This window comes from Pedobacter africanus, assembly GCF_900176535.1.
Taxonomy (GTDB): domain Bacteria; phylum Bacteroidota; class Bacteroidia; order Sphingobacteriales; family Sphingobacteriaceae; genus Pedobacter; species Pedobacter africanus.
Window position 1 is genome coordinate 591,015 of sequence record NZ_FWXT01000002.1, and the last position, 14,435, is coordinate 605,449.

A 14,435-nucleotide genomic window follows, 5' to 3' on the forward strand; every position below is an offset into this window, starting at 1 on the left:
TTATTGATTATAATCGGTCTCAAGATAACTAAATTCCAGCACAGCGAGTTCTCCAAGTATAATTTGGTCGCCTTCCTGCAATACATGGCCCAGTTCCGCAACATTTAATTTTATGGGGCTATGATCCGTAACAGATCTGATTTTCACTTTATTCCTTGGCGGGATTCCACCTTCATCTGCAAACAATAGGAAGGAACCTGTATCTGCATCCCATTCTATATGGGCATGCTGCCGGCTGATAAATTTATTGGCTTCATTTTCACTTGCATCAGGAAAAGCGATCTGGTTAATTCTGAAAAAGCCATCATTTACCTGTACTTTATGCTCCCTTCCAATATTGACCTTACCACCGTCTGCTGTAATTCTGTAAATTCTCTTTTCAGATTCCCCGTTCAAGGTGCGGATATAGGCCGTATTGGATTTTGTAACCACTACATGTTCCGGGGTTTTTATGTGCAGGGCAGCATTTAAACCTGCAAACTTTATGGCATCCGGTGGTAGTTCTTCCATAAAAGTAACCTGCATGTTCCAGTTTTCCGGCAGATCAATCGCAAAGTCATCCGCTATCCGCTGGACCTCATTTTTCAGACGAACTTCATCCTCAGCAAAAACAGCCGATTCGTACATGTATTGCTCTGCTGGCTGACAGGCAATAAAAAGGGCTAGCCCTTTAATATGCTTGCCTTCGCCACCTTCAAGTTTTTGGAGTTCCTGTTTTATTGAAGCCAGCAACATTTCTCTTACGGCTTTAACATCCTGCGGAGGCTCCGGATTACGTTTGTTGAATAGGTTAAACATATTGTTCTTATTTTTTTGATTCCCTGGTTTCCTTTTTTACGTAGCCAAATTTTAACAATGCCGGCACAACATGCTGTCCGGCCAATTTTACAGCTTTACTTGAACCTCTGGTTGATTCTATCCTGATACATACTACGATATGACCTTTTCCATTAGCCTTCGGAGCAAAAAAAGTATACCAACCATCGTTTATCTGTTCATTTTTCCATATCCGTTCCGGGGTTCCGGTTTTACCTGCAACTTTTAGTCCCAACGTATAGGTTTTATTTTCACTCTGTTTCAGCATATAGCCGCTAATCAGATCCGCATAAACCGGATCGTTCGCAATTTTAACAGCCGGATTAACCGAAGTTACAGAATCACTGATTTTCAACACATACCGGTTGCCTACAAGCTTTCCTTTATTGGCCACGCCCGAAACCAGCCTGGCCACAGCTGCCGGGCTTGCAATTAGTTCCCCCTGCCCCCAGGCCATACCTGAGATACCTTTTGCCCTCGTCCTTCGTATCCTTGCCGGATCATATTTAGGTTTGGTATTAAATTCGGTCTTTTGCCATAACGCCCTCCACTTGTTTTCCTGTTTTATATTGGCGGTATCCCGGTCATAATAATATCCTCCAACACCTCTTAGAAACATACCAGTTTTTAAGTATAAGGTAGCCATTTCGTCCTGCAGCTGCGCCTCATTGGCTAATTTAATGAAGTATACGTTATTGGATTTAACCAGGGCGCGCTCCAGGTTTATCCGGCCTGTCTCGTCGGGCTCAATACCTTTGGTGCGAATACGTTCGGTATAACTTACGGTAAATACTTTTTGGGCTGCAGCAACTCCAAGCTTATTGAATGCCGCCATTGCGGTTAAGACTTTAGCAGTTGAACCGGGAGGAGTGGCGGTTGTAAAACCAAGATCTGCAGTGGTGTACCAGCCCGAGAGCTTGTTTTGCTCTGAGATGGTCATATTTAACAGGTCCCAGTTTTTTACCGGCGGAAGCGGGTACACCGCCGATGCCAGTACATCACCAGTAATATCTTCCATGATGACTACCGAAACCCTGCTTTTATTTACTGCCGTATCCAATGCAATGGTGTTTTGAATGGTAGTCTGTAGGCCGGCGTCAACCGTCAACTTAATATTTCTATTTCTTTTTTTAAACTGCTCAACATCAGCACTATTAATACCAGCAAGTAAAAGTGGGGCCAAAGCCGTATAATCCCTTTTACTAACGGACATTTCTTTTATCCCTCTGGGGAGAAACCTGTCTTCCCGGTACTTACTGGCCTGGGTGTTTATCGAAACTGCCGGCGTTTGAAAGCCCCTTAGCTCGGCTACGTGTTCGTACTCGGCAAAATAGCCATTAGTACTACCGTTAAAAATACCAGTATTGTTATCTCCCACCCAAAAAAACATTTGTTCTTCAAAAGGGTAATAGCGGTCAACCCTCTTATGCTGAGCTGAGTCAAGGTTATAATCAACACCTGATTTCTTTAATAAGGACAGCTGCTTTCTGATATGTTGCGGCTCACTGCTGGCCAGAATGCGCCCGTTTCTATCGTATAAATCGCCTGCTGCAAGTTTATTCATTAAAATAGCGATCCGTGGATTATAGCTGAACATCCGCGAACCACTTCGGTCGGCCACAAGTGCCGGTTGCACTACCCATTTTTTATTGTGAACAACATAATTGGATACGGTCAGGGTAAGCAACAAAATCGCTATACTGGCCGCCAACAGGGCAGGAACAAGGTTGTTATCCTGCTGTTTTGTAATATAGGTCATCTGTACTTCAGAACCTTTGATCAGTGAAACGGAAAGTAAAAAGCCTGCTGCAAGCATATTGGCAACTAATGAAGAACCACCATAGCTGATAAAAGGCAAAGCCACGCCTGAAAGGGGTAGCGCCCCTGTAGATCCTCCTGCTATCAGCAGGAATTGCATGAATAAACTGATTCCAATTCCAGCGCACAGATAAAACAGGAAGGGAGTTCCGGTTTGCCTGCCTATAATAATGGCCCGATGCAAAAATACCAGGAACAATATAAATATCCCTATAATACCGGCCCAGCCAAATTCTTCACCGATGGCGGGCAAAATCATATCTGTATGCGCTTCAGGAATAGTTTTGGCAAAACCTTCACCGATCCCCTGGCCACTAATACCGCCGCTTGCTATTGCCCAGATGCCATTGGCAACCTGATCGCCACCATAAACCTCATTGTTCCAGGGATCCTGCCAGATGGATTTCCTCTCGGCAAGCCTGTTTACGGGACCCGGAATCAGTTTATCCAGATAAGGTACCTGATCGATCAGTAAAAATGCGGCCATAACCAGGGTAATCATCACTGCAGATTCGCTGGTTTTTTTGTTGACTATCATAAATACGGCTATCAGTGCAGCGGTTACCAATGTAGCTATCCAGATGTTCAGGAACCAGGCACTAAAAACATAAACAATAATGGCAGTAAGCATCATCATAAAATCGCCTCTCGAGAAAGAAAACAGGATGATGAAGGTAAAGCAAACCACCATGGCTGGCCCAAGATCTCCGAGTACCAGGTACATCAATATCGCCATTACCATGGCGATCAGGGCAAATGAAAAAAAGAACCACCTTTTATGCCAGCTGCTATATTCGGTAATAAAACGTTCATTGGAGGCAAAGAAACCAGCCAGGAACAAAATGATAGTATATTTTACAATCTCACTAGGCTGTACACCGAACAGGTTTACCTTTACGCCGCTACCTTCGGGCCCCGTACCAAATACGATGGTCAGCGCCAGCAGACACAATGCCGCAAAAGCCCATTGCCAGCCATTTGCCTTGCTAAAAGTATTGTTCACGATAAACATCCGGTACCATCCCGAATCTACATTGAACTTGCGCAGTTTTACCATAAGCATCAAACAGATCCCTGCAATGCCTAAACCAAAGAAGACCAAACTATCCTTTGCCAAGAAACGATCTCTCAAAGGATCCTGCAAGCTCAGCAAAGTAAGAAATGAAAGGCCTGTCATGAGCATCACTACCGGTAAAATAAGCTGATCTGCTGACGGATATTTTACACTCATTAAAAAATGGATCAAAAAGAAGCCTGCGAAGAAAGTGGTTGCAATGATCCAATACCACTGGTTGTAGGCTTCAGGACTACGTACAATGAGCGATTTTTCTTTTTTAAGGATTTTGAAATCCCGGGTAGAGAATAGTTTGATACTGTGTTCCGATTGCCGGAAATTGAAAATGATGTCTTTATCCAGTTCCTGAACACCTTGAGAACGGCCGAATTGGAAACCAGGCTTTAGTGGCAGGACCCCATAGGATTTACCATCAGGAAGGTGTGCAAATTTGTAGCTGCCGCTTGCATCAGTTCGGGTATATGCTGTAAAATCATTTATTATTGTGTCTTCTATTCCGGGAGTGTCCTGGGGGAGTATCATTTTTAAGCGCAATAACACCCCTGCTACAGGCCTATCTGCAGTATCGGTTATTTTTCCGCCAATGCTGTAATTTCCCCGGGCAAAATCCTGCTGTGCGGGAGCTTGTCTCGGCTGACGCTGTTCCTGCACATAAGCCAGGGAATCAGAATCTGTAAAACCAAGCAAAAGCCGGGAAGCAAGCACCCGTTCTTTAAAGTTCTTTCCGCCCAGGGCATAGGCCTGGGCGGCCGATACAAAGAAGTTGCGTTTATTCAGCTCGCCGATATTATCAATGGGCGCTTTATACACTGCAGTACTTTGATTTACCACTTTTTCAATCAGGTCTATATCTTTTTTATCCTCAAAATAATAGCCCTTCGTAAGTAAAGTTCTGATGTGTTTCCCAGGCTCGTGATCGTTAAGGTTCACCATCGTGCCATCAGTCGTACGGGCATGCACCTCTTTAAAGTTCTGCTGCTGGGCAAAAAACAAGATCACAAACAAAGCTGCAAGAACCAGCGAAATGAGCAGTAAAAAAATACGCTCTGTCTTTCTGCCTTGATGGTTTACCGTTGTTATTCCCATGTTAAGGTTTAGCTGCTGGAGTTAAAGAATCTGTTTTCAGGAATTTCACATCTTTCAGTAAAACACCTTTTTTTTGCAATGCGTTTACCTCTTTAAAATTTTCGAAGGTGAAATTCTCAAATAGGGAACTTTTATTTGCAGGTGCTATAAAAAATGGCTGCCCGGTGTAACCGCTGTCACTTTTAAACACAATATTGCTTTCGGCTTTTAAATACAGGCTATCTCTGGTAATCTGAATAGGCTTGCTGATCAATACAGGCGATTTAAATAAGGAATCATCAAGGATTAATATATTTCCTCTTAATTTGTTTAAAGTGTCCTGCAATCGTTCTTCCTGTGTTTTTTGGCTTGTCAAAGTTGAGTCGGGTAGGTTTGCAGATCCATTGCCCAGACTTCCGGAGGACTGTTTCCAGTGAAAATAAGCTCCACTGAGCAGGATAATCACCGCAACAAACAGCAGCCAGGGGAGGATGCCTTTTGTTTTCCCGCCGGCTACCGGGGCTATAACAGCAGGCTGGTCTGCATTCTCAATGCCAGGCTGTACAACCGGAACTGATGCTGCAGGTGTCGCCTGTGGCGTTTTCTTTTTATTGTGTTTTGATACCGGTTTGGTTGCTTCATGCGCAAAGGGAACATTAGTGTTTTTTACCAGTACGGCAGTGATGTTGTCGAGTCCGCCATTTCTGTTTGCAGCGTTGATCAATTCAATCCCTTGCAGTTTCAGATCAGGTTCTTTTAACAATATAGCTGTGAGTTCTTGTTTGTTTACCATATCCGACAAACCATCGCTGCACAGCAGGATCAGATCGCCCGGCAGAAAGGGGGAATGGCCCGTTTCTATATAATCTTCCTGCCAGCCAATATTACCGGCAAAACCAAGGGCTTTATTGATTTCGTTCCTTTTGGGGTGCCGCATGGCCTGCTCTTCTGTTAAACGGCCCGAATCTTCCATAAAGCCGACAAAGGACTGGTCTTTAGATATCTTTATCAATGAACCATCTCTTAGCAGGTATAGCCTGGTATCGCCCACGTGTGCATAATAGAACTGGTTGTTTTTGATATCAACAAGGGCCAGGGTAAGTACACAGGCCATATCCTCATGCTCCTTATTTTGTTGCCTGCCTATGATGATCTGATCGTTTGCCTCGGCAAGTGCGGCCTGGATTAACAAAGAAAGGTCACCTTCCGGTTTATCGAGTAAACGCAGCAATGTTTGCCTGGCTATGGATGCAGCTACCTCGCCACCACTATAACCGCCCACACCATCTATCACACAGGCCAACACAAAATCGGTATCCGTTATCTTTTCTGCAATAAAGGTATCCTCATTGTTGCTGCGTACTTTTCCGGTATCGGTTATTCCAAAATAATTTTTATCCATTCCTGCTGGTCGATTTTTTAATGGCCACAAAATGGGCGATCAACAGGATCACACATATCATTAGTAACACAATAGACGCGATCTGCGACATAAATCAATTTTTAAATATATTAACACCAATAATTCCATTCAATATTATCCTGGAGTTCAGGGGAAGTTCTACCCATTGCGGATCATCTATATTACTTCTTTCCACCAGGGCTTCATTGAGAATAGTTTTCTCACCAAAGGAAGACAAATAAAACTTATCTTCTGTTTTGTTGAACCGGATGCGCAGGTGAGGAGAGTTGACCCAATCCGAAGGTATTTTAAAAATGTTCGGGCTTTCTTTTATTTCTTCATTGCCCGAGACAGTGATCTCGTTAAATTTCATCAGGTATTCCAGTTTCTGGCCTACATACGCTTTATCCGGCAGGGTAGTTTCAAACCTGGCCAGCAATAAATTTCCATCTTCTGCCTCGGCTTTAGTTTCAAATTTAAGGTTAGCCAGATAAGGGATTTCGTAATAACCTTCGCTGTAAAATATGAAATCCTTTAAGATCTCATTACTGATATCAAATGTTTGGGCAAGTCCGGTTTGTCTTGGTATAAAAGTTACCCTTAAATTTTCCTGCTTTTGTGCACCATCCGGCATCAGTTTACCTATAAAGCCTTTATCACCCTGTTTATAATCAGGATGGGAAACAAAGCGGAATACCCATTTGCTGCTGGATGGTTCAACTCTTTTGCCTATTGCGGCCTGATCATTTAGTATCTCATAGAACTTCTTTACCGATTCCTGGGCGATTAATCCAAACAAGCCGTTTTTATTGTCCATAAACATCCGGTAATCTTCTGTGTTGAGGCAAATGATGAATTCATGATAAAAAACAACACGTTCGGCAAAAGAAAGTTCAGTAATGGATTCCTTGAATTTATCAATGATGTACTTGTATACGGTGTCTGGTGTAAGCGGTTCCGGTTTAGCGATGGGGGCCGAGTTATTGTTACTTAAAAACCAATCCTGTATACCGATCCGCTGCCAAAAAGAAGGTTTGTCTGTCATCTATAAATGCTTAAATTTCTATATAACGGTAAAGCTAGCTAATTCGGTACCAACAATACTAAAAATAACCATTATCTTATTAACCTGCAAAAATGGGGCTAAAGCCAGCTTTCATTGGCCTTTATTCGGAGATTGTTCTGCCCTGCGCCACAAAAAGGGTACTTTTTGCGAACAAAGGTGGGATAAAGGCATTATTAAGGCAGTATAAAGGTGCTTTTTGACCTTAAGCTGGAGGGGACCTGGGCAAGACCGTACCGAAAAAAAATACCCCGATAGATATCATCTCTTCGGGGTAATAAAAATTGCAGGAGGCTCATTCTAGGTATAGCCTAGTATTTTTAAAACCTGTTTGCTGTTCTGTTCTTCGCCAAAGACTTCAAAGTTAAAAGTTTCGTCGCGGTTGCGGCGAATAATGACGTGTTTTGGGCTAGGAAGCAGGCAGTGGTGTATTCCGCCATATCCGCTCAACACTTCCTGATATGCCCCTGTATTAAAGAATCCAAGGTATTGCACTTTTCTGGTTTTAGGCATAAACACACTATTCATATGCGCCTCTTGATTATAATAATCCTGCCCATCGCAAGTGATACCGCCAAGGTTTACCCGCTCATACTCGGCATCCCAATTGTTGATGGGTAATAAGATATATTTCTGGTTTAAAGCCCATACATCCGGAAGGTTAGTGATAAATGACCCATCCAGCATCAGCCATTTCTCCCGGTCGTTTTGCTGCTTACGGCCAAGGACTTTATATAGAATCCCAGAGGCCTCAGCAACGGTATATTTTCCAAACTCGGTAATGATATCCGGTTCAACCACGTCATGTTCTGCACAGATTTCTTTGATTCGCTTTACAATTTCATTTACCATATACTCGTAATCGAAATCAAATACCAGTGAATCTTTAAAAGGCATTCCACCACCAATATCTAAAGTATCGAGTTCCGGATTGATTTTTTTGAATTTACAATATAAAGTTACATATTTCTCAAGCTCGTTCCAGTAATAAGGTGAGTCTGTGATACCGGAATTGATAAAGAAATGCAGCAGTTTAACTCTGAAATTAGGATTAGCGGAAATCTTGTTGTTATAAAAGTCAATCACATCTTCCATACGTACACCTAAACGTGAGGTATAAAACTGCGAATCTGGCTGTTCCTCTGCAGCGATCCGGATACCCAGGTTACAAGGGGTGTCCATTTCTACTTCATCGTCAAAAAGATTAAATTCTTCCTTATTGTCCAGCACCGGAATGATGTTTTTATAACCATCGTGCAGCATATCAATAATGTACTGCTTATACTGGTAAGTTTTAAAACCATTGCAGATCACGGTAATATCTTTGGTCAAGGCGCCTTTCTTTTCCAGGGCTTCAATCATCGGCATATCGAATGCAGAAGAGGTTTCCAGGTGGATTCCATTTTTTAACGCTTCTTCTACGATATGTCTGAAGTGTGAACTTTTAGTGCAATAGCAGTATTTATAGTCGCCCCGATAGTTATTTTTGATAATCGCTGTCTGGAACAACAACTTGGCCTGCTGAATTTTCTTACTGATCATTGGAAGGTAAGTGAAACGTAATGGCGTGCCATAGGTTTCAATCATCTCCATCAGATTGAGGTCTTGAAAATATAATTCGTCGTCTATTACGCTGTAACCTTCCTGTGGAAACCCAACACTTAGATCAAGAAATTCGGAGTAACTCTGCATTTTTTTATTTTTGAACTATTATTTATAAGGTGTGGCAAATTAAAATGAGTTAATTTTGGGCTCAAAGATAAACACTTTATAAAATACACCCGTATTTTTTTTATGACTAAGACTTTAAAAATTATAGAAGTAAAATCTGAGATAGGTGCCGGCACGCGAGGGGCGAGTTTGGGTGTGGATGCAATCAAGATTGCGGCGCTTGATTTTGGGAGCAGATTTTTTAAAAAACACAAGACAGTAGAGGTTCCTAACGAGAACCATTTGTTGCTTGAAAGTACTGGAAGCCCCTATGCAAAGCGGATTTCAGGAATTCTGACCATGGTGGAGCGGGTAAGTGATGAGGTAAGTTCTACATTAAATAAAGGTGATTTTCCGATCGTTCTGGCGGGCGATCACAGTACAGCGGCCGGCACCATTGCCGGCATTAAAGCAGTAAATCCAAAGGCCAGGTTAGGTGTAATATGGATTGACGCACATGCAGATTTACATTCGCCTTACACAACACCTTCAGGAAATATGCACGGAATGCCCCTGGCGATGGCACTTGATGAAGACAATCTGGACGCTAAGGTGAACAAACTGGATCAGGAAACGATAAACTATTGGTATCAGCTGAAGAACGTGGGTAAAATAGCGCCTAAAATCAGTTACCGGGACCTGGTATTAATTTCTGCCAGGGATATGGAACGCCCTGAAGAGTTGCTGCTGAAAAAAAACAAGGTTAAAATTGTGACTACAGCTGAACTGCGTAAAAGAGGGGTGGAACGTACAGTGATTGAAACGCTTAAGTACCTGGAGCATTGTGACCTGATCTATGTTTCCTTTGACGTGGATTCCCTTGACCCAACTGCATCGAGGGGCACAGGTACCCCGGTAGCCCAAGGCCTTACGGAGCGTGAAGCGGGGAACCTGATGTCGCGCCTAATTACCAATCAAAAGGTATGCTGCTTTGAAATTGTAGAAGTAAACCCAACCTTAGACCGTGAAAATCAAATGGCAGAACATGCTTTTGAAATTTTAATTAAAGCTACCAATGCTTTCAGAAATGAATAGTAGATTTGGGGATTATTAGCAATATGAATATCGAACTACAAATTATCACTGCAGTAACAGCGGCAGTAAAAGACTTATACAATCAGGATTTACCAGAAAACCAGTTAACTTTACAGGATACCAGACCAGAATTTGAAGGGCAACTGACACTTGTAGTTTTCCCCATTGTACGGTTTTCAAAAAAAACGCCCGAAGTAACTGCAACTGAGCTGGGTGAATATCTGGTGCAGCACTTGCAGGAGGTAACTGGCTTTAATGTGATTAAGGGATTCTTAAACCTTAGCATCGCTGATTCCTATTGGTTAAACCTGTTCAATAACAAGTTGTTGGATCCTTTGTTTATGGCCATTAAACCCAATGGCAGGAAGGTGATGGTTGAATATTCATCACCCAATACCAACAAACCCCTGCACCTGGGGCATGTAAGAAATAACTTACTGGGTTATTCTGTAGCAGAACTCCTTAAGGCTGATGGCTATGAGGTGATTAAAGTGAACCTGGTAAACGACAGAGGAATTCACATTTGTAAATCTATGCTGGCCTGGCAAAAATGGGGTGATGGAGAAACACCGGAAAGTTCCTTGATGAAAGGAGACCACCTGGTTGGGAAGTATTACGTAATTTTCGATAAGGAATATAAAAAGGAAATTAATGCTTTAAAACTGGAAGGACAAACCGAGGAAGAAGCCAAAAAAAATGCGCCATTAATTAAAGAAGCACAAAAAATGCTGCAGGACTGGGAGGCTGGCGTACCTGAGGTGATTGAGCTTTGGAAAAAGATGAATGGCTGGGTTTACGCGGGTTTTGAAGTTTCGTATAAGAACCTTGGAGTTGATTTCGACAAATATTACTACGAAAGCAATACCTATCTATTGGGTAAAGGAACTGTTGACGAAGGCCTGGAAAAAGGCGTTTTCTTTAAAAAGCCTGATGGCTCGGTTTGGATCGACCTCACTGAAGACGGTTTGGATCAGAAACTGGTATTGCGCGCCGATGGAACATCCGTTTACATTACCCAGGATTTGGGTACCGCTCAGATGAAATACGATGATTTTAAAATGGATGAATCCATCTACGTAGTGGGAAATGAACAGGACTATCATTTTAAAGTTTTGTTCCTGATTTTAGAAAAGCTGGGCAAAAGCTGGGCAAAAGGTCTGCACCATCTTTCATATGGTATGGTCGATTTGCCAAGTGGAAAGATGAAATCCAGAGAAGGGACAGTAGTGGATGCCGATGACCTGGTTGCCGAAATGATAGAAACCGCCAGGGCAAAAACGGAACTACTGGGCAAGGTAAACGATTTTGAAGAAGAGGAAAGAAAGACACTCTATTATAACATTGGCTTAGGTGCATTAAAGTATTTCCTGTTAAAAGTAGAGCCTAAGAAAAGACTGCTGTTTGACCCATCAGAATCTATTGATTTTCAAGGCAATACAGGACCTTTTATACAGTATACGCATGCAAGGATCAAATCTTTGCTGGGAAAAGCAGGCTATGATTTTGCTGCAAAGGGTATTGATGCTGCAGCCATTACAGCTACCGAACGCGACATGATCATGCTACTGGCCAGGTATCCTGCCGAGATTTCATCTGCAGCTAAAACTTATAGTCCGGCTACTTTAGCCAATTATCTATACGAAGTGGCTAAGATGTTCAATAAGTTTTACCATGAAGTACCACCAATCATTAAAGAGGAAAACGAGGCTGTAAAGCTGCACCGCCTGAATCTGAGCCATGTTACTGCAGATGTATTGAAACGAGGTATGCGCATTTTAGGCATTACTGTTCCGGAAAGGATGTAGACAGGAGTATTTCTGAACCCAGATAAAAACAAAAGAGAAGGGCTAATCCTTCTCTTTTGTTTTTTCTACACCGGCTTTTGCAGGTACGGCCTGCTTCTTTCTGAAAGAAGCAAAAGTCATCGGGCTTTTTGAAGGCCTTTCATCACCAAGCAGTACGCCCCATTGTTTGAAGATAACTGTCCTGTCGAAAATTACCTTTAAAACAGCTATAATTGGCATAGAGAGAAACATTCCGGATACACCAGCGATACTACCCCCAATGATCACCCCCAGGATCGCAAACAAAGCATTGATCTTTACTTTGGAACCAACTATCCTAGGCATCAGTATATTGTTGTCAAGGAACTGAACAACCGCTATCACCCCTAAAACTGTAATTACCGGCCACAGCTCCGTGGAAGAGGTCAGTGTAAGCAATACGCCAATGATATTTCCGATTAATGCACCCACATAGGGGATAAGGTTTAAAATGGCAAAAATAACACCAATCAGCAACGCATGTTTAATTCCAACAAGCAACAGGATTCCGCCCAGGAGAATGGTCATATAAGTAACCTGTATCAACAAGCCTATCAGGTAATTTTTAATGATGGACTCGGTCTCATAGATCGCTTCTTTTACCTTCGGATGGTGTGCCGGTGTAAACCACATGAAAATAAAACGCAGCAAAATGTCTTTGTAAAAAAGCATCAGGTAGATGTAAATGGGAAGAAGGCCAAGGAATACAAAAATGGAGCTTAGCGTTACAGCAGCCCCGCTTGCAGCCTTTCCTGCCATCCCGAGCAGATCATCGCTCTTTTCTGTAATGAACTTCATTTGTTCGGTTGTAGAAACATGACTGATGGTGCTAAACCATTCGCTGAGCGACTTTAAATGCGTGTTGACATTACTTTTGATCTGGGGAAAATCTGCAGCCAAAACTCCAATCTGAGCAGAGAAGAACCAGACAATAGCCCCCACAAAAATAACAACAAGTAAGATCGGGAGAATAATGGCGGCTATTTCCGGAAACTTATATTTCCTTAAGAAACGAAATACAGGTAGCAGAACGATACTAATAAAAAATGCCATGATGACTGGCATGATGATGTCCTTTCCTATGACCAGAATTGCACCAACAAGTGCAATTCCAAGGAGTTCGATTGACCGTCGGACGGTTAGGGGCATGTCTTTCATTCGTAATTTGTTTGTTTTTCAAGAGGTAAACAGTAAAAGGTATCAAATGTTTGGCTAGTTTTGTGCCTTTAATCAAACATAATAAAATTAGCCATGATTACAAACGACACTATAGTTGCCTTATCTACACCGCCGGGTACGGGTGCTATAGGAGTAATCCGACTTTCAGGAAAAGATGCCATTGCCATTACCAACGCCGTTTTTAGTGGAAAGGATTTACTAAAACAGGATTCTCATACCATACATTTTGGTTTAATTAAGGATGGTGAAATAATTATAGATGAAGTACTTGTAAGTTTATTTGTCGCGCCTAAATCATATACCAAAGAAAATGTTGTAGAAATTTCCTGTCATGGTTCCAATTATATCATACAGCAGATCATTAACCTGTTGATCAGGAAAGGGGCTTCGGCTGCCAGGCCAGGTGAATTTACCTTAAGAGCTTTTTTAAATGGGGGGTTGGATCTTTCTCAGGCTGAAGCTGTTGCTGATCTGATCTCCTCAGATTCGGCCGCGGCCCACAATGTGGCAATGAACCAGCTAAGGGGTGGCTTCAGCACCGAACTGAATGTGTTAAGGGAACAGCTGATACATTTTGCATCTATGATTGAGCTGGAACTTGATTTTGCCGAGGAAGATGTAGAGTTTGCCAATCGTGACCAGCTACAGGAACTTATTGGAAAGATCACTTTGGTCTTGAACAAACTGATTCGCTCTTTTGAATTAGGCAACGTAATTAAACAGGGGATCAATACGGTAATTGCAGGCCGACCCAATGCCGGAAAATCGACCTTACTAAATGCCCTCCTCAATGAAGACCGGGCCATTGTAAGTGAAATTGCAGGTACGACAAGAGATACCATAGAAGAGGTTTTGAATATAAACGGCATTAATTTCAGGCTCATCGATACTGCCGGAATCCGGGAAGCTACGGATACAATTGAGGCCATTGGCGTGGAGAAAACAATGCAGAAAATTAATCAATCGGCATTACTGGTCTATCTGTTTGATGTGGTAAACCTTTCTGCTTCAGAGATTGAAGAGGACATCTTACGCTTACATAAGCCTGGTCTGGCATTTCTTGCTGTGGCGAATAAAATGGACCTTTCCTTCAGTGACCGCTTAAAAGAACTTAAATTACCTGCCGGCATACAATTCATTTCAATTTCTGCAAAACAAAACCAGCATATTGAAGAATTGAAACAACTCCTATATGATGCAGCAGTGGGAGATAAGCTTTCCAACAACCATACAATGGTAACCAATATCAGGCATGTGGAAGCACTGGAAAAAACCCGGGCAGCTTTAAGTGATGTGGCTGAAGGGTTGAACAATCCTGTTACTTCTGATTTCTTGGCTATGGACATCAAGCAGGCGCTCTACTATCTTGGGCTCATCACCGGGGTTGTGTCAACAGATGACCTGCTGGAGAATATCTTTAACAAATTCTGTATCGGAAAATAAAACTAA

9 protein-coding genes are annotated in these 14,435 nt (G+C 42.4%); 3 read left to right on the plus strand and 6 right to left on the minus strand.

Features of this window, described 5'->3' with window-relative positions:
- From B9A91_RS16940 to B9A91_RS16960, 5 genes are all read right to left on the minus strand, one after another.
- Nucleotides 1-798: an FHA domain-containing protein gene (locus tag B9A91_RS16940; RefSeq protein WP_084240193.1), complete on the minus strand. Its 798-nt coding sequence runs from the start codon at nt 796-798 to the stop codon at nt 1-3.
- A 7-nt stretch (nt 799-805) separates the two neighbouring features.
- Nucleotides 806-4,795: an FtsW/RodA/SpoVE family cell cycle protein gene (locus tag B9A91_RS16945; protein ID WP_084240194.1), complete on the minus strand. Its 3,990-nt coding sequence runs from the start codon at nt 4,793-4,795 to the stop codon at nt 806-808.
- A gap of 1 nt (nt 4,796) precedes the next feature.
- Complete coding sequence (locus tag B9A91_RS16950; RefSeq protein WP_084240195.1) at nt 4,797-6,176, minus strand: PP2C family protein-serine/threonine phosphatase; 1,380 nt, start codon at nt 6,174-6,176, stop codon at nt 4,797-4,799.
- 94 nt (nt 6,177-6,270) lie between these two features.
- On the minus strand, nt 6,271-7,221 hold the full coding sequence (locus tag B9A91_RS16955; RefSeq protein WP_084240196.1) for a hypothetical protein: 951 nt from the start codon (nt 7,219-7,221) through the stop codon (nt 6,271-6,273).
- A 318-nt stretch (nt 7,222-7,539) separates the two neighbouring features.
- Complete coding sequence (locus B9A91_RS16960) at nt 7,540-8,931, minus strand: arginine decarboxylase (RefSeq protein ID WP_008246064.1); 1,392 nt, start codon at nt 8,929-8,931, stop codon at nt 7,540-7,542.
- Nucleotides 8,932-9,033: 102 nt separating this feature from the next.
- Here B9A91_RS16960 and B9A91_RS16965 point away from each other — a divergent pair, with 102 nt between their 5' ends.
- Both B9A91_RS16965 and argS read left to right on the plus strand, forming a co-directional pair.
- A complete protein-coding gene (locus B9A91_RS16965) occupies nt 9,034-9,984 on the plus strand; it encodes an arginase (protein WP_084240197.1) in 951 nt (316 codons plus the stop codon).
- A 23-nt stretch (nt 9,985-10,007) separates the two neighbouring features.
- Nucleotides 10,008-11,789, plus strand: a complete 1,782-nt coding sequence (gene argS, locus B9A91_RS16970; RefSeq protein WP_084240198.1) for an arginine--tRNA ligase — start codon at nt 10,008-10,010, stop codon at nt 11,787-11,789.
- Nucleotides 11,790-11,831: 42 nt separating this feature from the next.
- On the opposite strand, the gene B9A91_RS16975 is transcribed toward argS, so the two are convergent.
- Nucleotides 11,832-12,965 carry an AI-2E family transporter gene (locus tag B9A91_RS16975; protein ID WP_084240199.1) on the minus strand — a complete coding sequence of 378 codons (1,134 nt, stop codon included), beginning with the start codon at nt 12,963-12,965 and terminating at the stop codon, nt 11,832-11,834.
- A gap of 93 nt (nt 12,966-13,058) precedes the next feature.
- Here B9A91_RS16975 and mnmE point away from each other — a divergent pair, with 93 nt between their 5' ends.
- Nucleotides 13,059-14,429 carry a tRNA uridine-5-carboxymethylaminomethyl(34) synthesis GTPase MnmE gene (gene mnmE, locus B9A91_RS16980; protein ID WP_084240200.1) on the plus strand — a complete coding sequence of 457 codons (1,371 nt, stop codon included), beginning with the start codon at nt 13,059-13,061 and terminating at the stop codon, nt 14,427-14,429.
- Nucleotides 14,430-14,435: the final 6 nt, after the last annotated feature.